Annotated in this window: 19 protein-coding genes and 1 tRNA gene; 2 read left to right on the plus strand and 18 right to left on the minus strand. The window is 71.6% G+C overall.

The features are described 5' to 3' along the window. Nucleotides 1–95: 95 nt before the first annotated feature. The 17 genes from ACWDA7_RS33045 to ACWDA7_RS33125 form a co-directional block, all read right to left on the minus strand. Nucleotides 96–1907, minus strand: a complete 1812-nt coding sequence (locus ACWDA7_RS33045; RefSeq protein WP_450609030.1) for an ABC transporter ATP-binding protein — start codon at nt 1905–1907, stop codon at nt 96–98. Between the two features lie 299 nt (nt 1908–2206). Beyond that, the gene (locus ACWDA7_RS33050) at nt 2207–2599 is read right to left on the minus strand and encodes a hypothetical protein (protein ID WP_450609031.1); all 393 of its coding nucleotides are present in this window, start codon (nt 2597–2599) and stop codon (nt 2207–2209) included. Beyond that, nucleotides 2599–5115 (minus strand): DUF4132 domain-containing protein, encoded by a 2517-nt coding sequence (locus ACWDA7_RS33055; protein ID WP_450609033.1) that lies wholly within the window; start codon nt 5113–5115, stop codon nt 2599–2601. The genes ACWDA7_RS33050 and ACWDA7_RS33055 overlap by 1 nt, the downstream gene beginning before the upstream one ends. Nucleotides 5116–5238: 123 nt before the next feature. Then, nucleotides 5239–5315: transfer RNA gene (locus ACWDA7_RS33060), tRNA-Pro, on the minus strand. Nucleotides 5316–5419: 104 nt separating this feature from the next. Next, the gene (locus tag ACWDA7_RS33065) at nt 5420–5779 is read right to left on the minus strand and encodes an MmcQ/YjbR family DNA-binding protein (protein WP_450609035.1); all 360 of its coding nucleotides are present in this window, start codon (nt 5777–5779) and stop codon (nt 5420–5422) included. Between the two features lie 40 nt (nt 5780–5819). Next, a complete protein-coding gene (locus ACWDA7_RS33070; RefSeq protein ID WP_450609070.1) occupies nt 5820–6341 on the minus strand; it encodes a GNAT family N-acetyltransferase in 522 nt (173 codons plus the stop codon). A 5-nt stretch (nt 6342–6346) separates the two neighbouring features. Further along, nucleotides 6347–6919 carry a helix-turn-helix domain-containing protein gene (locus ACWDA7_RS33075; RefSeq protein WP_450609037.1) on the minus strand — a complete coding sequence of 191 codons (573 nt, stop codon included), beginning with the start codon at nt 6917–6919 and terminating at the stop codon, nt 6347–6349. A 79-nt stretch (nt 6920–6998) separates the two neighbouring features. Beyond that, nucleotides 6999–7904 carry a LysR family transcriptional regulator gene (locus ACWDA7_RS33080; RefSeq protein WP_450609039.1) on the minus strand — a complete coding sequence of 302 codons (906 nt, stop codon included), beginning with the start codon at nt 7902–7904 and terminating at the stop codon, nt 6999–7001. 31 nt (nt 7905–7935) lie between these two features. Further along, the gene (locus ACWDA7_RS33085) at nt 7936–9135 is read right to left on the minus strand and encodes a glycine C-acetyltransferase (protein WP_450609041.1); all 1200 of its coding nucleotides are present in this window, start codon (nt 9133–9135) and stop codon (nt 7936–7938) included. 35 nt (nt 9136–9170) lie between these two features. Then, entirely contained in the window at nt 9171–10199 is a 1029-nt protein-coding gene (tdh, locus tag ACWDA7_RS33090; protein WP_450609043.1) for an L-threonine 3-dehydrogenase, read from the minus strand. 378 nt (nt 10200–10577) lie between these two features. Beyond that, on the minus strand, nt 10578–11135 hold the full coding sequence (locus ACWDA7_RS33095; RefSeq protein ID WP_450609045.1) for a GAF domain-containing protein: 558 nt from the start codon (nt 11133–11135) through the stop codon (nt 10578–10580). Further along, on the minus strand, nt 11132–11731 hold the full coding sequence (locus ACWDA7_RS33100; protein ID WP_450609046.1) for a GTP-binding protein: 600 nt from the start codon (nt 11729–11731) through the stop codon (nt 11132–11134). The genes ACWDA7_RS33095 and ACWDA7_RS33100 overlap by 4 nt, the downstream gene beginning before the upstream one ends. Then, nucleotides 11709–12080 carry a DUF742 domain-containing protein gene (locus tag ACWDA7_RS33105; protein WP_361829038.1) on the minus strand — a complete coding sequence of 124 codons (372 nt, stop codon included), beginning with the start codon at nt 12078–12080 and terminating at the stop codon, nt 11709–11711. The genes ACWDA7_RS33100 and ACWDA7_RS33105 overlap by 23 nt, the downstream gene beginning before the upstream one ends. Before the next feature lie 2 nt (nt 12081–12082). Further along, nucleotides 12083–12505 carry a roadblock/LC7 domain-containing protein gene (locus ACWDA7_RS33110; RefSeq protein ID WP_450609048.1) on the minus strand — a complete coding sequence of 141 codons (423 nt, stop codon included), beginning with the start codon at nt 12503–12505 and terminating at the stop codon, nt 12083–12085. Between the two features lie 56 nt (nt 12506–12561). After that, nucleotides 12562–14538 carry an ATP-binding protein gene (locus ACWDA7_RS33115; protein ID WP_450609050.1) on the minus strand — a complete coding sequence of 659 codons (1977 nt, stop codon included), beginning with the start codon at nt 14536–14538 and terminating at the stop codon, nt 12562–12564. Between the two features lie 703 nt (nt 14539–15241). After that, the gene (locus ACWDA7_RS33120) at nt 15242–17413 is read right to left on the minus strand and encodes a SpoIIE family protein phosphatase (protein WP_450609052.1); all 2172 of its coding nucleotides are present in this window, start codon (nt 17411–17413) and stop codon (nt 15242–15244) included. A gap of 254 nt (nt 17414–17667) precedes the next feature. After that, nucleotides 17668–18939: an MBL fold metallo-hydrolase gene (locus ACWDA7_RS33125; RefSeq protein ID WP_450609054.1), complete on the minus strand. Its 1272-nt coding sequence runs from the start codon at nt 18937–18939 to the stop codon at nt 17668–17670. Nucleotides 18940–19274: 335 nt separating this feature from the next. On the opposite strand from ACWDA7_RS33125, the gene ACWDA7_RS33130 reads away from it, so the two are divergent. Both ACWDA7_RS33130 and ACWDA7_RS33135 read left to right on the plus strand, forming a co-directional pair. Continuing rightward, nucleotides 19275–20465, plus strand: coding sequence for a Glu/Leu/Phe/Val dehydrogenase dimerization domain-containing protein (locus ACWDA7_RS33130; RefSeq protein ID WP_450609056.1), 1191 nt, complete (start codon nt 19275–19277; stop codon nt 20463–20465). A 35-nt stretch (nt 20466–20500) separates the two neighbouring features. Continuing rightward, nucleotides 20501–21094, plus strand: coding sequence for a TetR/AcrR family transcriptional regulator (locus ACWDA7_RS33135; protein WP_450609058.1), 594 nt, complete (start codon nt 20501–20503; stop codon nt 21092–21094). 148 nt (nt 21095–21242) lie between these two features. Here ACWDA7_RS33135 and ACWDA7_RS33140 read toward each other — a convergent pair whose 3' ends face one another. Further along, nucleotides 21243–22028 (minus strand): SGNH/GDSL hydrolase family protein, encoded by a 786-nt coding sequence (locus tag ACWDA7_RS33140; protein ID WP_359397419.1) that lies wholly within the window; start codon nt 22026–22028, stop codon nt 21243–21245. Nucleotides 22029–22368 lie beyond the last annotated feature (340 nt).

Consider the following 22368-nt stretch of genomic DNA (forward strand, 5'->3'; position numbering starts at 1 on the left):
CCCCGACCTCGAAGACCGTTCGCGAGGTCACCGGACCACCTCATGTCCGGATTTTGGCGAGTTGGCCAACACTGGCCAACAACGCTAAGAACGGTTCAGTGCAGTTCGGCTCGTGCCGGGCTGTCGTCGAGGAAGCCGCCCGACTGGTGCTGCCACAGCTTCGCGTAGGCACCCTCCGACGCGAGCAGCTCCTGGTGCGTGCCCTGCTCGACGATCCGCCCGCGGTCGAGGACGACGAGCTGGTCCATGGTGGCGACCGTGCTCAGCCGGTGCGCCACCACGAGCGCCGTCCGTCCCTGCATGAGCCGCCACAGCGCCTCCTGGACCAGGATCTCGCTCTCGGAGTCCAGGGCGCTGGTCGCCTCGTCGAGCAGCAGGATCGGCGCGTCACGGAGGATGGCTCTGGCAAGAGCGACCCGCTGCCGCTGTCCGCCGGACAACTTGACACCGCGCTCGCCCACCATGGTGTCGAAGCCGTGCGGCAACGCGTCGGCGAACTCCGCGACGTGCGCCGCTTCGGCCGCACGGCGGATCTCGGCGTCGGTGGCCTCCGGCCGGGCGAACGCGATGTTGTCCCGCAGCGTGCGGTGGAACATCGCCGGATCCTGCGGCACATAGGCGATCAGGCTGCGCAGGTCGGCCTGACGCAGCCTGCTGATGTCCTGACCCCCGATCAGGATCCGGCCGGCGTCGATGTCCGTCATCCGCAGCAGCAGCCGCGTGAGGGTGGTCTTGCCCCCGCCGGACCGGCCGACGAGACCGATCTTCGTCCCGCTCGGCACAGCCAGCTCAAGCCCCTCGAAGAGCGGCTTCCCGGCCGTGTGGGCGAAGGTGACCTGCTCGAAGCGGACTTCGGCGTCCCCGGGCAGCAGCGGCTCCGGCGACGCCGGGTCGAGCACGGTCGGCGGCTTCAGCAGCAGTTCGGTGAACTGCGCTGCCTCCGTCATCGAGCTCTCCAGACGACGGTAGATCTGGTTGAACTCGAACATGATGCGCGTCGCGTTGCTGTAGTACGTGAAGGCCACCACGACCGCCTCCACACCGTGCCCGCCGCCGAGCGCGACCGCGAGCAACAGGCCCAGCGCGTTGGTCAGCACGGACATCGGCGCGACCAGGGTGTCGATGCGCAGGTTGCCGTAGTCCCACGACCTCAGCGTGAGCCGACGCGAAGCCGCGACGCGGGACCGGTGCTCGGCCGCCTCGCGGTCCTCGGCGGCGAACGCCCGGACCGTGTCCATGTTCATCAGGACGTCGGCCACGTGCCCCGACACCCGGGCGATCGCCTCCTCACGCTGGTCGACGAGCTTCTGGCGGCGGCGGATGAGAGGCACCACGCACAGGGCCGTCAGTGCGATCATCGCCAAGAGCCCCACGACGAGCAGCGGTTCGTAGCGCCACAGCACCACCGACCCGAACAGCAGCGGCACGAAGCTGCCCGCCACCTGGAAGGTCAGCGTGTCGACGAACTCCTCGAAGCGGGAGGCGAAGCTGAGGACCCGCTTGGTCAGGGATCCCGCGAAGCTGTCGTGGAAGAACGCGGCGTCCTTGGCGAACAGCTCGTCCAGGCCGATCACGTACAGGTGCTCGATGCCGTGGGCGTCGAGGCGGTTCAGGCAGTGCAGACCGATACGCCACAGGACCTCCGCGAGCAGCAGGGCGCAGGCGAAGCCGATGACGTAGGGCAGCGTTGAGCCGATGGTGGTACCCGCGCCGTCGGCGATGCGGCCGACGAGCTTCGCGACGATCAGCGGCGCGATGTAGTTGATACCGATGTTGCCCAGCGCCGGCAGCAGCATCGCGGGCACCGTGAGGCGCCGTAGGCGGGCTAACTCCCGTGCGTAGTAACGGAGTGCGAGGAGCACCGAGCCCCTGCGCGGCGGAACCTCACGCGATTCAGGCGTACCCATCTCAACCCTGTGGTGTCGTGTGGCGGTCGCCACGTGCTTCTGCGGGAAGATGCCGTTGCGTCCATGGCGTGTGGAGCTTCGGTTCGAGGGAGCGCCCGCGTTCGGGCCGTCCTCCGACAGACGGGGCACGCCGACGGCGTCCCGCGCAGCTCGCGGTGACGCCGACGTGCCAGTACGGGCAGGTCAGAGGTCGAATTGTCCCGCGACGGCCCCCATGGAGTCCAAGCGTTTTTCTCAGCCACGACATGTCGCACACAGGTGCGACCCTGGCCGCACGGGTGGTCCCGCCGCGCCGTCTCTCAGCCTCCGACGAGGGCGACGAGCTTGATGAAGACCAGGCCGGGATCGACGGTGAGATCCACGACGTCGTCGAGGTCCTCGACCTGGCGGTCCCCGGCCAGCACGAAGAAGCCGTTGGACAGGAAGGCGCGCTCGGCGATCTCTGCCTGGTGCTCCCAGTCGATGCGGCGAGGCTCGCGGAGCCGGTAGCCGTTCAGCTCCGTCTCGGCGTCGTCGGGACGGACGAGACCGTGGAAGGGGTCACTCGGGCGGGCGTTGTACCGGGCGACCTCCTCGCGGACCCGGAGCCTGATCAGCTCCCGTACGGTCATCCGTTCCGGGAGCCCGGCGACCTCGAACTCGGCGACCGGCTTGCCCGTTGCGGTCTCGTCCCGGAATGTCACGCTGGCCATCAGGCACCTCGCTTGATCTGGCGGAGGATGGTCTCGTCGGTGATCTTCGTGTCGGCTGCGAGCAGGAACGCCTTGCTCAGAATCAGCGAGAGCCGCTCGTCCTCGAACGGCAGGAACACCTTCCCGTCACCGGCCGAACGGCGCGACGGGACAATACACAGATAGGCGTCGTCCGGCTCCATCAAGATGTTGGACGAGCCCAGATGGATCCGGTAGCTACCCAGGTCACCCCGGACCACCAGATACCGGCCGTCCAGCGAGCACCGATCCGCGATCCTCAGACGCGGCAGAATCCGCTCCAAGGCGTCACGACGCGCCTCCGCACTAGCCGTCAACTCACCGAACGTCGCCGTCCGCCAATACGCGGCATAACGATCCTCACCCCGATCGCTCCAGTCCGGATCCGCCGCGATCGAAGTCACCCCGACAAAGAGATCCACATCCCGCATCGCCTCACTGAACACCAACGGCGGTACCTCGACGAGCGGTATCTCCTGCCAGCGCCGGTCGTCCCGCCGCTCGAAGCGGACCTGGTCCGTCGCGGCGTGGTCGGGCGCATAGTCGCCGTAGTCCTCCGTTGCGGGTTCGTGGTAGAAGCACGCGCGCCACTCGCCGTCGCCGAACTCGGCCCGTGCCTGTCCCTCGTAGCCTCCGTCGTACCGGCCGAGGAAGTTGGCCTGCCATCCGCGTTCCTTGAACAGCGCGTAGAGCCGCCGGTAGTGGACGACATGGGCCGCGAACCGGTTGGAGTAGACGCCGGTCTCCTCCTCCGCCGGTGTGAGCAGGTAGATCTCCCTGAACGCCTGTTTGAACGGCTGCCGCAGCCGCTCGGCGACGATCCGCGCCCGCCACTCCCTGATCTCGTCCGCCGACGCCCGGATCGGATGCCACAGCCGGACGCGCTCGGGCTCGCCGGGCGGTGCGCTCATCGGCGCCACCGCGTGCCACAGACCGTCCTCGCCCTGGAACTCCCAGATCAGGCCACGGACGAGGACGCCGGTGAGCGGATGGTCGCGGTAGTACCGGCGCCATTCGTCGTAGGGCCAGCTGCGCCCGGCCGACATCAGCGCCTCGATACGGGCCCGCTCGCCCGACAAGGTGCCGCGCACCTCCTTGGCCAGCGCTTTCAGCTCCTTGAGCTCGCCCGCGAAGCCGTTCTTCACCGCCGCCGGGGCAGTACGGGACGTCCGTCCGTCGGGGCCGGTGAGGGTGAGCCGCACCGTCGCCGCGTCCTCGATCGCCACCCGCGCCCGGTATCCGCCCAGGTCGTGTTCGAGCGAGGCGTCCGGTGCCAGGCCATGGGTGGGCACGCTGCGCTCGATGAGCTGCCCCGCCGTGATGCCCTGTTTCCCTGCGGCCGTCACCAGCGCGGTGTCCAGCTGCTTGCGCAGTCCCCGGTGTTTGACCTGGGACTGCAGACGCCACAGGGCCTCCAGGGCGGCTGGATCACCGATCTCGGCCAGCGCGTTGATCGCCGCACCCGCGAGCTTGAGGTCCTCCATCACGCCGGTTCCGGGGCCGCCGGTGCGCAGGGCGAGCGCGGCGAGGTGCGGCACCGCGGCCGGACCCTCGGCCAGCGCGGCCGCCCAGACGGCGCCGCGCGCCAGGTCACCGTCGTTCTGGTGAACCACGTAGTGGTGGTGGTACGCGTCGCCCTGGATCCAGCTGATGCCCGAACCGTGTCTTCTGCTGCAGTGCGGATCGCCCTCAGCCAGTTCCCGCAGGACGGAGGCCACGAGCTCGCGCGTGGTCGCCGCGTCGGCGAGCTCGATGCAGGTCCGCCGCCACCGCTGGGCCGGACGCGGCCCCGACAGGCTCGTCAGGTGCCGGACGAAGTGGGCCAGTTCCGGCGTCGGCGATGTGTTCGCGCGGTCGCGCAGGGCGACGGCCCAGGGAGCGTACGCGGGGATCAGGCCCTCGGGGATGTGCGCCTCGTCCACACCGGCAAGCAGGGCACGGAGGCGCTTGGCGAGCGATGCGCGCCGGCGTGCCTCGACCTCGGTGTCCATCAGCTCCGCGTGGACGTATCGCAGCTGCGGCGCGACCGCGCGGAGGCCGTCGGCACCGAGCCGCTCGGCGGCGCCCAGCACCAGCGCCAGTGAATCGGCGAACCAGTAGCCCATGTCGTACTCGGTGACACGCAGCAGCATCACCGCGACCTGGTCGGGCGTCCAGCCGCGCACGCGCGAGATCAGGGGCTTCATCTCGGCGTCGTACTGCCACAAGCCGGTGTCGTCGAAGCAGGCGGCCAGCAGGAGGCTCAGGACCGCGGCCCTGCCCTCCTCGTCCGCGCAGGCCGTCAGCCGCCCGCCGATCTCGGCCCGGGTCGCCGCGCGCATCGCCTCGTATCGCTCGTACTCCTCGGGCTCCCGCCACATGGTGGCGCCCGACCGGGTCTCCGTCCGCTGACGTTCCAGGAGGTCGACGAGCCAGCGGGCGCGGTCGAGCGCGGCGGTCCTCACGTCGTCGAGCGCGTCGTTCCTACGGGATGCGGACACCAAGGCGTCGTAGAGCATGGCGGGATGATGGCAGTGGGGACTGACAATGCGATCAATCCGAAGGCCCCCAGGGCCGGCTCGCGGACACGAGAAAGGCCGCTTTCCCATTCCTGAGAAAACGGCCTCCGACCTGCGTGAAGCTGGTCGGGACGACAGGATTTGAACCTGCGACCCCTTGACCCCCAGTCAAGTGCGCTACCAAGCTGCGCCACGTCCCGTTGCCCGCCTGACCTGGGGTTTCCCCCGGCCGAACGTGCACAGAAACAATACCGCACTCGGGACGGTGGTCGCGCACCCGTTAACGTGCCGTTCGCCCGTCTCGTCAGTCGCCGGTCACGAGTCCCAGCTCAGGGTGGTGGTCCAGGAGGCGGGTCGGGGCCGCCTGGCGCCAGGAGTCGGCGAGGATGTCGTGCAGTTCGCCCTCGTCCGCCAGAGCGGTGAGGCGGACCCGGATCCAGGCGAACTGTGCCTCATGGGCGGCGACCCAGAACTTGCCCGGTTCGGCGAGGACCAGCTCGTCCCGCTCCTCCTTGGGGCAGCGCACCGCCATGGACGTCTCGTCCTCGGGCAGCGTGGCGAACATCTTGCCCGCCACCCGGAACGTGGGCATGCTCCAGGCGGTCTTCTCCGTGGTGTCCGGCAGGGACAGGGCGATACGGCGTACGTCTTCGGCGTCCGGCATGTCCGCACCGTAGCCAATGCCACTGACAGCCGCGGCCCGCTCAGCGAGTGAGAACTCCCACGCGCTTGTAGTAGATGGTCGTGGGGTGCAGATCGCCGGCCGGTGTCGCCGCGTAGTCCGGTATCGCGCCGACCCGCGTCCAGCCCGCGGAGCGGTACAGCGTCTCGGCCGGGCTGCCCGTCTCCGTGTCCAGGTGGAGCAGGGTGATGCCGGCCTCGGCGGCCGCCCGTTCGGCGGTGGCCAGCAGTTCTCGCCCAAGACCCCGGCCGCGCGCGGCCCGGTGCACCATGAGTTTGACCAACTCGGCCCGGTGACGGCTGTTCGCCTTGTCCGGGAAGGCGAGGCTCACCGTGCCCGTCACCCCCTCCCCGGCCCGCGCCGCCCACACCGCGCAGGCGCCCGCGTCGACCGCGGCGGCCCGCGCCCTCCACCAGGCGAGAGCCTCCGCCCGGTCGAGCGGCGCGAGGAATCCGATCGAGGCTCCGCCGTTCACGGTGTCGGTCAGCAACTCCGCCAGCGCCTCTGCCCGGGCGAGCACGTCGGTCGCGCCCAGTCTGACGATCGCGGTCACGGCAGCACCACCACCAGCGCGTACCGCGCGGCGTCGGGCCCGGGGCACCGGAAGCGCGTCGGTCCCCAGACGCGAAGCCGCAGGCAGTCACCGGTGGCGAGCCGGTGCCGCACATCCTGCGCGGTCACCTCCAGTGCCCCCTCGAGGATCCAGATGTGCTGTTCGAGCCCCGGCACGGGCGGCCGGTCGTAGGCGATGTCAGCGCCTGGCGCGAGCCGTCCCTCGACCAGTTCGCCGCGCAGTCCGGACTGCGGAGGGGACACGCACCGGCGTACGAAGCCGGAGTCCGCGTCCTCCCACACGGTCTGGTCGGCGGTACGCACCACCTGCGCGGGCTCCGCCTCGACCTCGCTGAGGAGCTGGGACATCGTGCGGCCGTAGACGCCGCACAGCCGGTTCAGCATCGAGGCTGTGGGGCTGATCTCGGCCCTTTCCGCCCGGGAGAGGGTGGAGCGGCTCACCCCGCTGCGGTCGGCCAGGTCGCCCAGGGACCAGCCGCGTTCGGCCCGCAGTTCGGCGAGGCGCGCGGCGAGCCGGGCGTCGACGGCATCCGCCATCTCACTTCTCATATCCGAGACGCTATCCCATATCAGGGACGCCGTGTCCCGGATGTGAGAGAGGTTTCCCGGAAACGAAACAGGGCGGCCCTCAGTCGCCGGTCGCGGCCTCCGTGAGGGCGTCCAGCACCGGCCGGATCAAAGGGTGCTCCTCCGCGCCCCGGCGCACGGCGGCGAAGACCCGGCGGGTGGGCGCGACCCCGTCGACCGGGCGGACGACCACGCCGGTCAGGTCCATGCCGCGCAGGGCGGAGCGGGGCACCAGGGCGACACCAGCGGCGGCGGAGGCGAGGGCGACCACCGCGCGGAAGTCGTCCGAGGAGTGTTCGAGGCGGGGCTGGAATCCGGCGTGCTCACAGGCGAGGACGACCACCTCGTGGCAGGGGTTGCCGGGGTAGGGGCCGATCCAGGAGTCCTTGGCCAGCTCGGCGAGCGGGACCTCGCTCGCGTCGGCGAGGCGGTGGCCGACCGGCACCACAGCGTCGAAGGGCTCGGCGTACAGCGGGATGTGCGTGAGCCTCGGGTCGTCCGCGTCCGGGGCGCCCCGGTACTCGACGGCGACCGCGACATCGACCTGCCGGTCCAGGACCATCGGCAGGCTCGCATCGCCCTCGGCGTCCTGGACACGCACCCGGATGCCGGGCGCCGTGCGGGCGAGGCGGGCCAGCGCGGGGGCGACGACCAGGCCGATGCCGGTGGCGAAGGAGGCGAGCGTGACCGTCCCCGCCGAACCGGCGCCGTAGGCCGCCAGCTCGGCCTCGGCGCGCTCGAGCTGGGCGAGGACCGCGTTCGTGTGGCTGAGCAGGATCTCACCCGCCGGGGTGAGCCGGACGCCCCTGGCGCCGCGCTCGACCAGCCGGTGACCGGTCTCCTGCTCCAGCGCGGCGAGCTGCTGGGACACCGCGGACGGGGTGAGGTAGAGCGCGGCGGCGGCGGCCGTCACCGTGCGGTGGTCGGCCACCGCACGGAGGATGTGCAGCCGCCGCGCTTCGATCATGCGGACGATTATCGCAAGAACCTCGGGGCTTTCAGCCCTCCAGCTCCGCACGCGCGGCCACGAACGCGTCGACCGCGCGGTTGACGTCGTCCGTCGAGTGCGCTGCGGACAGCTGCACCCGGATACGCGCCTGGCCCTGCGGCACCACCGGGTAGGAGAAGCCGATGACGTACACGCCGCGCTCGAGGAGCAGCTCGGCCATACGTCCGGCCTTCGCCGCGTCGCCGATCATGACCGGGGCGATGGCGTGGTCGCCGGGCAGGATGTCGAAGCCCTCCTCGGTCATACGGCGCCGGAAGAGCGCGGTGTTCTCGGCCAGTTTCTCGCGCAGGTCGCCCGCCGACTCCAGCAGGTCGAGCACCTTGAGCGAGGCCGCCGCGATCACCGGGGCGAGCGTGTTCGAGAAGAGGTACGGCCGGGAGCGCTGGCGCAGCAGGGCCACGATCTCCGCCCGGGCGGCGACGTAACCGCCGGAGGCACCGCCGAGCGCCTTGCCCAGGGTGCCCGTGATGATGTCGACGCGGTCCATGACGCCGTGCAGCTCGGGGGTGCCGCGGCCGCCGGGGCCGACGAAGCCGACGGCGTGCGAGTCGTCGACCATCACCATGGCGTCGTAGCGGTCGGCGAGGTCGCAGATCTCGCGCAGCGGGGCCAGGTAACCGTCCATCGAGAAGACGCCGTCGGTGACGATCAGCTTGCGGCGCGCACCGCCTTGGGCCGCCTCCTTCAGCTGCCGCTCGAGGTCCGCCATGTCGCGGTTGGCGTAGCGGAAGCGGCGGGCCTTGGACAGGCGGATGCCGTCGATGATCGAGGCGTGGTTGAGGGCGTCGGAGATGACCGCGTCCTCGGCCTCGAGGAGGGTCTCGAAGACGCCGCCGTTGGCGTCGAAGCAGGAGGAGTACAGGATCGTGTCCTCCTGGCCGAGGAACGCGGACAGCCGCGCCTCCAGCTCCTTGTGGACCTCCTGCGTGCCGCAGATGAAGCGCACGGACGCCATGCCGTAGCCCCAGCGGTCCAGCGCCTCGTGGGCGGCGGCGATCACCTCGGGGTGGTCGGCGAGGCCGAGGTAGTTGTTGGCGCAGAAGTTGAGCACCTCGCCGGGGCGGCCGCCCGCGGTCACCTGCACGGTCGCGGACTGCGGGGTGCCGATCACACGCTCGGGCTTGTGCAGCCCGGCGGCACGGATCTCCTCGAGGGTGGCGCGCAGGTCGTCGCGCACGGTGTCGAACATCAGAAAGCTCCTAAAGTGCTTACGCCGGAAGAGAGTTACGCAGCCCAGTCCAGGATGACCTTGCCGCCCTTGCCGCTCGCCGCGTCCGCGAACGCAGCCTCGTGGTCGCGGTAGTCGTACCGGCCGGTGATCACCGGGGCGAGGTCGAGTCCGCCCTCCAGCAGCACCGACATCGCGTACCAGGTCTCGAACATCTCGCGGCCGTAGATCCCCTTGATGGTGATCATGGACGTGACGATCCGGGCCCAGTCCACGGGGAACTCCTCGGACGGCAGTCCGAGCATGGCGATCCGTCCGCCGTGCGTCATGTTGGCGATCATCTCGCGCAGCGCCTCCCGGCGGCCCGACATCTCCAGGCCGATGTCGAAGCCCTCGCGCAGGCCGAGTTCGCGCTGCCCGTCGGCGATGGTGGCGTCCGAGACGTTCAGGGCGAGGCTCGCGCCGATCTTGCGCGCCAGCTCCAGACGCTCCTCGCTGACGTCGGTGACGACGACGTTGCGGGCGCCGGCGTGCCGGGCCACGGCGGCGGCCATCAGTCCGATCGGGCCGGCGCCGGTGATCAGGACGTCCTCGCCGACCAGCGGGAAGGAGAGCGCCGTGTGGACGGCGTTGCCGAACGGGTCGAAGATCGCGGCGACGTCCAGATCGACGGGGATCCGGTGCACCCACACGTTGGAGGCGGGCAGCACGACGTACTCGGCGAACGCGCCGTCGCGCCCGACGCCCAGTCCGACCGTCGCCCGGCACAGATGGCGGCGCCCGGCCAGACAGTTGCGGCACTTGCCGCACACCAGGTGGCCTTCGCCGCTGACCCGGTCGCCGGCCTTGATGTCGGTGACGTCGCGGCCGGTGTCGACCACCTCGCCGACGAACTCGTGCCCGACCACCAGGGGCGTGCGGATGGCCTGCTGCGCCCAGCCGTCCCAGGACCGGATGTGCAGGTCGGTGCCGCAGATCCCGGTCCTGAGGACCTTGATCAGTACATCGCCGTGGCCGACCTGCGGCTCGGGGACGTCCATGAGCCAGAGCCCCGGTTCCGCCTTGTCCTTGACCAGCGCCTTCACGCAACGGCTCCTGTGGGTGAGTTCCCGGAGGCGGGCATGCCGAAGGAGCCCGTACCGGGGAGAGGAGTGAGATCGGCTAGAAATCTGCCCTACCGCGGCGCCCGGGTCCATCGAGGATTTCTAAACCTGGGCCGCAGCTTTCCTTCACGCCCGTGCCCTGCGGCCCTGGTGAGCACGGCGCCGACGCCTCGGCGCCTGCGCCTCGCAGTGGTCGGCGACCGGCCGGGGCACCGGGGACGGCCTGCGGCGGGCTATTCCGCCAGGTGGGTGACACGCGGCGACACGGTGGCAGGGGGCACCGTAACGCGGGCCGGTCGGGGGGCGCCCGTCCGCCGGAGGTTCAGCGAGCACAGACCACACTGTACGGCCGACGCGGCCTCATACCCGGTACTCGCGCTGCGCGATCCGCTCCGCCAGCTCCGCCGCCAACGCCTTGATGGTCTCCAGACCGGCCCGGCCCCAGGGGCGTGGTGCGAGGTCGACGGCGCAGACCGTGCCGAGGGCGATGCCCGTACTGTCGACGAGCGGAGCGCCGAGGTAGGAGCGGACGCCGAGTTCGTCGACGGCTGGGTTGCCGGCGAAGCGCGGATAGTCCTGGACGTCCTCCAGGACCAGTGCCTTGCGGCGCACGACGACGTGCGGGCAGAAACCGTACTCGCGACCCAGGTGGCGGACCGGTTCCCTGGATCCGCCCTCCCGGTCGAGGACGGCCGTGAGCGGACGGTCCCCTGGCTGGTGGAGTCCGGCGAAGAATTGCCGGTGTTCGCCGACGAAGTTCACCATCGCGTAGGGCACCGCTGCCACAGCGGCCAGCCGGTCCGCGAACGCGTCGAACTCCGGCTCCGGGCGCTCGCCGAGGCCGAGCCCACGCAACCTGCCGGCACGCGCCGGGGCGTCCTTGTCCTCGGGGGTCAGCAGCAGCCATCGTGGAGTCATGCGCGGACTCCACGGCCTGTGGCCGCCGCCGGGGCGAGGGCGAGGAGGTGACGGACGAGCGTGAGCAGGGTCTGCACCCCCGAGCTGGAGATCCGGGCGTCGCAGCGCACGACGGGGATCTCGGACGCGAGGTCGAGGGCGGAGCGCACCTCGTCCGCGTCGTAGCGGTGGGCACCGTCGAACTCGTTGACGGCCACCACGAACCCGAGGCCGCGCTGCTCGAAGAAGTCGACAGCCGCGAAGCAGTCCTCCAGACGACGTGTGTCCGCGAGAATCACCGCGCCGAGCGCGCCCTCGGACAGCTCGTCCCACATGAACCAGAAGCGTTCCTGTCCGGGGGTCCCGAAGAGGTACAGCACATGCTGCGGGTCGAGCGTGATACGGCCGAAGTCCATCGCCACGGTGGTCTCGACCTTGTTCTCGACGCCGTCGAGGCTGTCGATGGCGGCGCTGACCGTGGTGAGCAGCTCCTCCGTGCTCAGCGGCGCGATCTCGCTGACCGCGCCCACGAAGGTCGTCTTGCCTACTCCGAACCCTCCCGCCACCAGGATTTTCAGCGCGGTGGGGAAGGGATCAGAGCTGCCGTCGTAATCCATCGAGCACTGCCTCCAGAAGGGACCGGTCCGTGGGGTTGTGGTGGAAGGCGGGGGGTTTCGTGGTCAGCGCCCCGCAGCCGACGAGGTCCGACACCAGGACCTTGGTGACCACCGCCGGCAACTTCAGGTGGGCGGCGACCTCGGCGATCGAGACCGGCGCCCGGCACAGGTCGAGGGCCTGGGCGTGCTCGGGGCCGAGGTAGCCGCGGGGGACGGTGCCGGTGACCATGACTTGGGACAGGAGATCGAGGGCGGTGGCCGGCCGGGTGCGGCCGTTGCTGACGGTGTAGGGGCGCACCAGCCGCCCGGCCGCGTCGTCGAGCCAGGGGCCGTCGCCGACCGCGGTCACGCTCAAGGCCTGGGCGCCGTGGGCCGGCGGGGCGCTGTCATCAGATAGGGCCGCACGCTCTTGACGAGCGTCGCCATCTCGTAGCCGAGGACCGCCGCGTCCGCTTCACAGCCGGCGAGTACGGCGAGGCAGGTGCCGGAGCCCGCCGTGGTGACGAACAGCAGGGTGGAGTCGAGCTCGACGACCACCTGCCGGACTTCACCGCCGTCCCCGAAGCGGACACCGGCGCTACGGCCGAGGGAGTAGAGGCCGGAGGCCAGGGCGGCCATGTGGTCGGCGCTGTCCGGGTCCAGTCCGTGGACGGACTTCACGAGCCCGTCGCAGGACAGGAGCACCGCGCTCGTGGTGTGCGGTACGCGCTGCACGAGGCCGCTCATCAGCCAGTCGAGGTCGGGGACATGGGCAGTCGGCACTTCGCTCGCCATGGTGGATCGACTCCTTGGGGTACGCAGGTCTGCGGGAGCGGTCGGGGTCGGTGTGGTCATCCGGCCGGTGTGCTCCCGTCGTGCCGGGCGGTCGGGTCGTGGTCGGGCACGTGTGGGGGGCGTGGTTCGGCCGTGTCCGCCGGGTCCACGGCGGGTGCGCCGGGGGCGGGCGCCGACGCCGGTCCGTCACCGGCGAGCGCCGCGTCCGGCGGGACGTCGGTGTGCCCAAAACCGTCGGAGCCCGTGGGGGTGTCCGCCTCGGAGCGCCCGGGCTCGGGCGTCGGCTCCGCGTCCGCGCGGCCGATGCCCCGCTGGAACGCGGCCATCAGGCCCGGGTCGTGGCCGATGTGCCGGTCGGCATCCTGGCGCACGGGCGGCGTGGGGCCGCCGCGCAGCTGGGGTGCGATGTGCTCCTGGGCGCGGCGGCGGGGCAGTTGGGGCTTGCTCATCGTTCCGCGCACGGGCCCGAGCAGCGGCGCCGGCGGTCCGCCGGCGGTCCGGTCGACGGCCGTCCGGTCATCGGCGCGGATCCCGGGGATCGCCTCGGCCGGGTTGGGTCGTGGTCTGTCGGCGTCGCGTACGGGCAGCGGCGATCGGCTATGGCCGGCCAGGCCCGAATCGTCCTCCGGCTGCCGCGGTCCGGGAGGCCCCGAGTGCTCGGAGACGGTCGGGGACGGCCCTGCGTGCCGGCCGCCCCGCGGTGGGGGAACCTGGCGGTCCGGGCTTTGCGGGACGGCCTGCTGCGGTCCCGCGACACCAGGCGTCACGTCTGGAGTTGCGAGCGGCCCCGTCACCGTGACCGTCCCGCGCGACACCTCTCGGATGATGCTCGCGGACGCGGTCGGAGCCGGCCCGAGCAGGTTCTGCGGCACGACGAGCACCGCCTGCACACCGCCGTAGATGTTGGGCTGCAACCGGACGTGGATGCCGTGGCGGCGGGCGAGCTGGGAGACGACGAACAGCCCGATGCGGCCGTCCGCCAGCAGGCCGGCGACGTTGACCTGGTCGGGATCGGCCAACAGGGCGTTCATCCTGCCCTGTTCGGCCGGTGGCATGCCGAGCCCGCGGTCCTCGACCTCGACGGCGAGGCCCGAGGTGACGAGGCCGGCACGCAGCAGCACCTGGGTGTGCGGAGCCGAGAACACGGTGGCGTTCTCGACCAGTTCGGCCAGCAGATGGATCACGTCGGCCACAGCGTGGCCGCGCAGGGTGCCGTCGATCGGCGGCACGAGCTTGACCCGCGAGTACTGCTCGACCTCGGCGATCGTCGAGCGCAGTACCTCGGTCATGGACACCGGATGGCTCCACTGGCGGCGCGAGACGGCACCGCCGAGCACGGCGAGGTTCTCGGCGTGGCGCCGGATGCGGGTGGCGAGGTGGTCGACGTGGAAGAGGCCCTTGAGGAGGTCGGGGTCTTCGATCTCGTTCTCCAGCTCGTCCAGGATCGAGATCTCCCGGTGCACGAGCGACTGAAGGCGCCGGGCCAGATTGACGAAGACCTCGAGCTTCTGTGCGCTGCCCGTGTGACTGGAGAGCTGGGCGGCCTGGACGACGGCGGCGACCGCGCCGTCGTGGGCGCTCGCCAGCTCGGCCGCGAGCAGGTCGAAGTCGTCGCCGTTCGCGCCCGGTTCGGCGCGTCGTGGGCGCGTGGGCGGCGCCTCGCCGCGACGCAGCACCTCGAGCAGGGCACGCAGCTCGGCCTCGCCGCGGGCGCCGACGCGGCGCAGTGACGTCAGCCGGTCGGCGACGGACCTGGCCGCGCGGCGGGCGGCCACGGCGGCGACCACGATGCCCACAAGGCTCACTCCGAGGGCGCCCGCGAGCACGGCCCAGAGCGTGGCGGTCGGGCGAGCGCCGGTGGAGCGGACAGTGAAGAACACGGCGGCGCAGGCGCTCAGGGCCACCGCGATCGGTGGCAGGACCGCCAGACGCAGCAGTTGGGGCCGTATCCCGGTCTCGCGGACGGCGGGCCGCCCGTGCCGCCCGCCCTCGCGGCGGTCTACGCGTGCGGCCGGTGCGCGGAGGTGAGACATCGGCGTCCTCGTGCTGGGTGCGTCGGGGGCGTGGGGGCTCCCGCGGTTCTGCGCCACTCGGGCATGCGCCATCGCGGCGTCGGCCGGGAGAACCGAGGAATTCGGCCCTGTGTCGCCCGACGGCAACTCAGAGTAGTCGCCGACGCGGCAAGTGCGGTGGGCTGTTGACAAAGTCCTCCGGAGAGCTTCCCGCTCTGGTATGAGGGGTCGTACGACAGACCGATAACCCCGCCGACGGGCGCGTTCTCGTGAGCCAACGAACCGATCAATGCTGGTCAGATGCGGTCACAATCAAAGGAGAGGACCGGGGAGCCCTACGCTCCCCGGCCCTCGCCTCCGGTCCGAAAAGCGGACCCGAAACCCAGCCCGCCGCAGCCATTTCCAGCTCCCAGGAGCCCCCTGTACCCCAGCGGGAACGTCACCCGGCGTGTCGGCGGTCGACCTCGCCCAAGGCCGCCCTCGAGCCCGACCGCCGTCCCGCGCCACCACGGCTCGGCCAGGAGGGTCTCGGCCGTCGGTTCGAAGGGCTCACCGGGGTGCGGCAGCGCGACCGGCTCACCCACCGCCTGCGCCGCGCGACCGTCCCCGCGCCTTGCCAGGCCCGTTGGGCGGGAAGACGCCGGCGGGCGACGGCATTGCCTGCTCCGACAACCACGCCGCGCACACCGACGTCCCCGTACAGCCCCCGGCTGCCCCGTGAACGTCAGGCGGCGACAAGGACCAGCGCGGCTTGGTCGTCGAGGCTGGCATTGCCGGCGAACGCGGTCACGGCGCTCGTGACGGACTCGATGAGGTCGGCTGCGGTGGGCGTCGTGGTCCGGACCGCGACCAGGGCGTCTGCCAGACGGCCCTCACCGAAGAACTCGCCGTCCGCGCAACGCGCCTCGGTGATGCCGTCGGTGGCCAGGATGAGACTGTCGCCGTGGCGCAGCTCGACATCGCAGGGGTACAGGTCGGGGTCGGGCCCGATGCCCAACAGCAGTCCTGGACCGGCGATTTCCTCGACCCGGCCGTCGGCATGGCGGACGAGAGGCGGTACATGGCCCGCGCGGATCAGGGTGAGCGCGAGGTGGGACGCGGAATGCCGCAGCTCGCCGTAGACGAGCGACACGAACTGGCCTTCGTCGCCGCTGCCGTCCCTCAGCGCGTCGTTGATCGCGGCGACCACCGCGGCCGGATCGCGCAGGAGGCGGGCGGCGGCGCGTGCGGTGTGGCGGACCAGGCCGGTGGTGGTGGCGGCCAGCGCACCACGTCCGCACACGTCGCCGATCATGAGCGCCCAGCGGTCGCCGGGGAGCGGGAACACGTCGTAGAAGTCGCCGCCGACATCGAGCCCTTCGCCGGCCGGATGGTACGAGGTCGCCAGGGTGGCACCAGGAATCGTGGGCAACTCGGGAGGCAGCAGGGCCCTCTGCAGATCGCGGGCCAGCCGGACCCGGTCGGTGAACTGGTGGGCGTTGTCGGCACTCGAAGCGGCCCGGCGGGCGAGTTCCTCGGCGAGGGCGATCGTGTGGCTGTCCAGGGGCAGATCGGTGGACAGGAGTGTGAGCACGCCGAAAGTGCGGCCCCGGGTCCTCAACGGGACACAGACGTAGCCGGTGATGCCGGAGTGTGCGCACGGGCCACCCACCTGGGCGGTCTCGGTGGCGCCGGAGGCCAGCGCGCCGACGACCGCCGTGTCCATCGCGTCGCACAGTACGGAGGACGCGAGGAGCTCTCGCCCCTCCCGGGTCGAGGCGGCGACGGCGATGCGCCTGGTCCGGCCGTGCTCGACGACGTGCACGGCGCACAACGGCGCGAGGGCCGGCACGGTCAGCCGGGCCATGCGCTGCAGGCAGTCGGCATAGTGCGGCTCGCTCGCCACGGCGGTGCTGGCTTCCAGCACGAAGGCCAGGTCCTCATGGGCCACCTTCTCGCGCTTCTGGGCTGCGTGGCTCGCCTCCACCGCGCGATGCCGTTCGATGGCCAGCGCGGCGATGCGGGCGAATGCGGCGCTGAGTGCCAGGTCCTTCTCCTCGGGAGCCCTCGGAGTGCGGTGGTACATCGCGAAGGTGCCCAGCAGCCGGCCGTCCGCATCCTGGATCGGTGTGGACCAGCACGCCGCGACCCCGGCCCGCCGGGCCAGATCGCGGTAGTCCTTCCAGAGGGGATCGGTGGCGATGTCGGTGACGATCACCGGCTCACGCCGGTGGGCGGCCGTGCCGCACGAGCCGGCGCCCTCGCCGATGAGCGCTCCGTCGATCCCCTGGTTGTAGAAGTCGGGCAGGCACGGGGCGCTGCCGTGCCGGAGGCGCCGTCCATCGGGATCGAGAAGCTGCACCGAGACGATCGTGCCGGGTGAGAACTCCTCGATCACCTTGGCCATCCCGCCCAGAGTCTCGTCCAGCGGTGCGTCGCGTGCGATCTGCTCCAGCAGCGCGCGCTGCTCGGCGGCCAGGAGACGCTCGTGGTGGTACCCCGTGGTCTCGACGGCGATCACCACGATCCCGTCGACCTGGCCCGCCGCGTCCCGGCGGGGTTCATAGGTGAAGTCGAAGAAGCGCTCCCGCTGCTTGCCCGGACCGCCGAGCAGGAGCCGCACGCCGCGGGCCCGGTATGCCCGGCCGGTGCGGTGGACGGCGTCGAGCCGTTCCAGGAGGCCCTGCGCAGCCACTTCCGGAATGAGCTCCCCTATTGGCGCGCCGATGCGCACGCGATCGGGCCCCACGACCTCCGAGAACGCCGAGTTCGCCGCTTCCAGCAAGTGTCTCGGGCCGCCCAGTGCAGCAAAGATCACCGGCGCTTGCCCGAACAGAACCTCGTACTCGTCGCGCCGTCGGTCGGCGACACCGGGACGTTCTGTGGCCGAGCTGTGGTGACCCGGATGTATAGACATGACAGGCTCTCGTCCCCTGTCTCCTGCGCTCGCCTCCCCCTCACGTCCTTTCTACTGTGACACAGGTCTCAGTGGAACCAGACCGATCAAGCGCACCGCCGGGCCCGCCGAGAGCGCCGGGTCCTGTCCGCACGAGGGCCTGATGGCAGCCCTCGCCCTGCGGTCACGCGCGGTTCCTGCGGCCACACGCGGGCCCGGACGTCACCGACCGTCCGGGCCCGCTCCGCCGTTCTGCTCTTCGTCCGGCTCTGGTGTCAGCGGTCGCCCGCGAGGTCGAGATCACCCTCGGCGACCGGCGAGGCTTCCGGCCCCTCGGCGACCGGCGAGGCTTCCGGCCCCTCGGCGACCGGCGAGGCTTCCGGCCCCTCGGCGACCGGCGAGGCTTCCGGCCTCTCGACCCGGCGCCACGGCCGTTCGAAGGGCGTGGACACCGCTCGCCACCACGGGTCCGCAGGGGGGTTCTTCGACGGCTCGAAGGGTTCCCCGGGCCTGGGCAACGCCACGGCTTGTCCCACTTCCTCGCCCGCGTCGTTCGTCCACTCGCCGGGCTCGGCCCAGGGGTGCGGTGCCAGGTTGAACGTGGCCCAGTGGATGGGCATCATCACGCCCCCCGGCCGCCCGCCCTGGAGGTCGAGGTGGGCCCGCATGCCCTCCTCGGGGGTCATGTGGATGTCCGGCCAGAACTCGGAATAGGCGCCGATCTGGATCATCGTGGCGTCGAACGGGCCGTGCTCGGCTCCGATGTCCTTGAAGCCCTCGAAGTAGCCGGTGTCGCCGCTGTGGTAGATCCGGTGCTCGTCGCCCGCCACCGACCAGGACGCCCACAGCGTGTGCTGGGTGTTGCGCAGACCGCGGCCGCAGAAGTGCCGGGCCGGGGTGGCGGTCAGGGTGATGCCGCCGACCTTCGTCGACTCGTGCCAGTCCAGTTCGCGCAGCCGGTCGGCCGACACGCCCCAGCGCTCCAAGTGAGCGCCGACGCCGAGGGGTATCGCGAACACGGTGTCCGTGCCGGCGAGGGCCTTGATGGTGGGCAGGTCGAGGTGGTCGTAGTGGTCGTGGGAGATGACCACGACGTCGACCGGCCCGAGCGCGGCGAGCGGCAGCGGCACCGGGTGCAGCCGCTTGGGGCCTGCGAAGTCGAAGGGGGAGCAGCGCTCGCCCCAGACCGGGTCGAACAGGACCCGGTGCCCGTCGATCTCGGCGAGCACGCTGGAGTGCCCCATCCAGGTCAGCCGCAGTCCGGTCGCCGGGGGCCGGGCCAGATCGGCGTACGTCGTCGGGTGCACCGGCACGGTACCGGCCGGGGCGCGGCGGCCGCGGTCGTCCTTGCGGAAGTAGGACTTCGCAAGCTCGAGCGCGGAGCCGCCCGACGGCCGAGTCCTGGTGCCCGCCGGGTTCACGAAGACGCCGTCCGCGAAGTGCGGCGATCTGCGGATGCGCGCCAGGCGCTCCCCGCTCGGATCCGCGCCGAAGGCGACGGGCCGCAGCGCACGCAGCCCCGAGCTCAGGGAACGGGAACCGGTCACGGGACCTCCAGGGAATCGGTGAGGGATTCCATTATGGTCGGCCCCTCTGACATCACCGGGTCGGCCGTGTCACACCGCGATGCCCCGGCACGGGGCGCCGTACAGGTCTGGTCGTCACCTCCACGGCGCGCCGGGGCCGCCGTACCGGAGGCGCCCCTGGCTCGTCGGCTCTCTCCGCCCCGCGAGGCACGCTCTTCTTCCGCGGCACGCACCGGTGTGGCAAGGTCCTCGTCCCGGGAACGCGCCGAGCGCCGGGCCGGTCCGCGCTTCGAGACGGGCACTCCCGCTACCGAAGGCATGCAGGCAACTGAACGGCGGTTCAGTACAGTGGACGCATGACCACCGATCGGGGCGCTCCCCTCATGACGCTCGTCTGGACCGACCATGTCACCGGCCGACGGGGCTATCTCGTCGTCGACCGCCTCGTCAGGGGCGTCGCGAGCGGCGGGCTGCGGATGCGGCCCGGCTGCACGCTGGACGAGGTGGCCGGGCTCGCACGCGGCATGAGCATGAAGGAGGCGCTGCACTACGACCCGAAGGCCCGGTACGTCCCGCTGGGCGGCGCCAAGGGCGGTATCGACTGCGACCCCCGGGCCCCGGAGGCGTACGACGTCCTGGTGCGCTACCTGCGGGCCATGCGGCCGTACATCGAGTCGCTCTGGACCACCGGTGAGGACCTCGGGCTCACCCAGGACCTGGTGGACCGCGCGGCCGCCGAAGCGGGACTTGTGTCCTCGATCCAGGCCGTGTACCCGCTTCTCGACGACGAGGCGGCGGCCCGCAAGCGGCTCGCGGACGCCTTCGCAGTGGAGGTGGACGGCGTCGGGCTCGACGCGCTGGTCGGCGGGTGCGGGGTCGCCGAGTCGGTGCTGACCGCCCTGGACCGGGCCGGAACGCCGTATGCGGGAACGCGCGTGGCCGTGCAGGGATTCGGCACCATGGGCGGCGCCACGGCGCGGTTCCTGGCCCGCGCGGGCCTGGCGGTCGTCGCGGTCGCCGACGTCAAGGGCACCATCGCCAACCCGGACGGGCTCGACGTCGAGGCGCTGCTCGCCGCGCGCGACGCGTACGGAGCGGTGGACCGCGGCGCGCTGCGCCCGGCCGACCGTGAACTGCCCGGCGACGCCTGGCTCGCGGCCGAGGCCGAGGTGCTGGTGCCTGCGGCGGTCTCGTATGCCGTCGACACCGGGAACCAGGCGCGGATCCACGCGCGATGGATCGTGGAGGCGGCCAACATGCCGGTGCTGCCCGAGGCGGAGGAACTGCTCACCGCACGCGGGGTGACCGTGCTGCCGGACGTGGTGGTCAACTCCGGTACGAACGCCTGGTGGTGGTGGACCTTGTTCGGCGACATAGGAGCCGAGGCGCCGGAGGCGTTCGCGTACACGCGGCGCTCCATGCGTGCCCTGGTCGGCCTGGTGCTGGACCGGGCGGAGACCGACGGGACGAGTCCCCGGGCTGCCGCCCACGCCCTTGTGGCGGACCGGCTGCCGGTGATCGCGGAGCGGTTCGGCTGGTATCGGTGACGTAGTGTTGGCCCGTGACGAGGGTGCGGTTGAGCGTGGCCCAGCGGCGTGAGGAACTGCTGCGGGCCGCCGTCGAGCAGATCGAGGAGCGGGGCGTTGCGGCGGTGCGGATCGCCGATGTGGCCTCGGCCCTCGGGGTGAGCAACGCGCTGGTGCTGTACCACTTCTCGACGAAGGAGAAGCTCGTCGCGGAGGCGTTCGCGTACGCCGCCGAGGGCGACCTCGGGCATCTGCGCAAGCTGCTCGGCCGCCGTACGACTGCGTTGCGGCGCCTCAGGTCCGCCGTGCGCTGGTACGCGCCGACCGGTCAGGCCAAGGGCTGGCGGCTGTGGATCGAGGGCTGGGCCGCGGCGCTCCGCGAGCCCGCGCTGCGGGAGGTCACGCGGGACCTCGACCGCCAGTGGAAGGCCGCGATCGCCGAGGTCGTGGCGGAGGGGGTGGCCGCGGGCGAGTTCCACTGCCCCGACCCGGCGGGCACCGCGTTGCGGCTGACCGCGCTGCTCGACGGGCTCGCCGTGCAGATGACGGCGTACGAGGGAACCGTGCCGCGGGCCCGGGCCCAGGGGTGGGTGGACGACGCACTCGCCCGTGAACTGGGACTGGAACGCGCGGCGTTGACCTCGGTGTAGGCCTGACGTCCACGCGATGGAAGAGAGCGGGCCGCACAGCCAGGCGCCGCTGGGCCGCACGACACCCCTCTGAGACCCGGAGGCCGGGCCACGCCCCGGCAAAGTCGAAGGCCCGGGCACATGGCCCGGGCCGTGTCCGACGAGGCGGTCAGACCGCCTTCGCGATCCGCATCTTGATGTCGTCGGGCGACAGCGTGCCCTTCGCCACCACGCGGTCGCCGGAGGACTCGCCACGCAGCCGGCGCCCGATCCACGGGACCAGGTACTCGCGCGCCCAGTGGATGTCGTCGCGCCGCACGTCCAAGGTCCCCCGGGGCGGCAGCGGCGGCCACGGCTGGTCCGGGTCGGCCGGCACCTCCAGGCCGAGCACCTGGCCCGCCCGCAGGGCGACCCGGGTGTGACCCTCGGGCGAGAGGTGGAGACGGTCCCCGTCCCAGGCCCGCCGGTCCTGCACGGTCCGCAGCGACCACAGGTCGAGGACCGGGCAGCCGTACCGGTCGGCGATCGCCCGGACATGCCCGTTGTACGTGGCGATCTTGCCGCGCAGGTGCCTGAGCACGGGCACGCCGCGGGTGTCGAAGCCGGTCGTCACCATGACCGTGCCGACCGCGGAGGTGAGCTCGGCGACGGCGCGCTCGAAGCGCTCGGCGACGTCGTCGGGGTCGGTGCCCGGCCGGATGATGTCGTTGCCGCCGGCACAGAACGAGACCAGGTCCGGGGCGAGTTCGAGGACCTTCGGAACCTGGTCCGCCACGATCTGGTCGAGCAGTTTGCCGCGCACGGCGAGGTTCGTGTAGTTGAAGTCGTTCTCGGGCCGCCGGTCGGCGAGGAGCACCGCGAACCGGTCGGCCCAGCCGACGAACTGTCCGTCGGGCCCGGGGTCGCCGACGCCCTCGGTGAAGCTGTCCCCCACCGCCACGTACGACCCGATCACTGATCCGCCGTCATTCTTCGAATCGTCTGCCACGTCGGCCCATGATTCACCTTGGGATGTGAGCTACGCGACCGTAGGGAAGGGTTGACGGGCGGTGAGATAAACCACTCACGAAGTGCGGGCCGATCCGGAATAACCCTCTGAGCAGCGGTGTTCAGGTCTGCCACTGGAGCAGGAGCCTGGCCCGGCGAGCGGGCAGGCCGGAGGCCGGACCGGGAAGGCGGGTCCGGCCTCCGAAAGGGGCGGGCGGCCGAGCAGCGTCAGCCGACGCTCACGTCGGAGCCGTAGTCCAGGGTCGTACGGATCTCGAAGTGCGCTACTCACGTGCCGTTTCTCCAGG

This window comes from Streptomyces sp. NPDC001156, assembly GCF_053598275.1.

Bases quoted from the DNA above. Each gene is read 5' to 3' on its own strand.
- ACWDA7_RS33115 (WP_450609050.1), bottom strand. From the start codon at position 14,538: ATGTCTCACCTCCGCGCACCGGCCGCACGCGTAGACCGCCGCGAGGGC.
- ACWDA7_RS33110 (WP_450609048.1), bottom strand. From the start codon at position 12,505: ATGGCGAGCGAAGTGCCGACTGCCCATGTCCCCGACCTCGACTGGCTG.
- ACWDA7_RS33130 (WP_450609056.1), top strand. From the start codon at position 19,275: ATGACCACCGATCGGGGCGCTCCCCTCATGACGCTCGTCTGGACCGAC.
- ACWDA7_RS33080 (WP_450609039.1), bottom strand. From the start codon at position 7,904: ATGATCGAAGCGCGGCGGCTGCACATCCTCCGTGCGGTGGCCGACCAC.
- ACWDA7_RS33050 (WP_450609031.1), bottom strand. From the start codon at position 2,599: ATGGCCAGCGTGACATTCCGGGACGAGACCGCAACGGGCAAGCCGGTC.
- ACWDA7_RS33095 (WP_450609045.1), bottom strand. From the start codon at position 11,135: ATGACTCCACGATGGCTGCTGCTGACCCCCGAGGACAAGGACGCCCCG.
- ACWDA7_RS33075 (WP_450609037.1), bottom strand. From the start codon at position 6,919: ATGAGAAGTGAGATGGCGGATGCCGTCGACGCCCGGCTCGCCGCGCGC.
- ACWDA7_RS33085 (WP_450609041.1), bottom strand. From the start codon at position 9,135: ATGTTCGACACCGTGCGCGACGACCTGCGCGCCACCCTCGAGGAGATC.
- ACWDA7_RS33065 (WP_450609035.1), bottom strand. From the start codon at position 5,779: ATGCCGGACGCCGAAGACGTACGCCGTATCGCCCTGTCCCTGCCGGAC.
- ACWDA7_RS33120 (WP_450609052.1), bottom strand. From the start codon at position 17,413: ATGTCTATACATCCGGGTCACCACAGCTCGGCCACAGAACGTCCCGGT.
- ACWDA7_RS33055 (WP_450609033.1), bottom strand. From the start codon at position 5,115: ATGCTCTACGACGCCTTGGTGTCCGCATCCCGTAGGAACGACGCGCTC.
- ACWDA7_RS33100 (WP_450609046.1), bottom strand. From the start codon at position 11,731: ATGGATTACGACGGCAGCTCTGATCCCTTCCCCACCGCGCTGAAAATC.
- ACWDA7_RS33045 (WP_450609030.1), bottom strand. From the start codon at position 1,907: ATGGGTACGCCTGAATCGCGTGAGGTTCCGCCGCGCAGGGGCTCGGTG.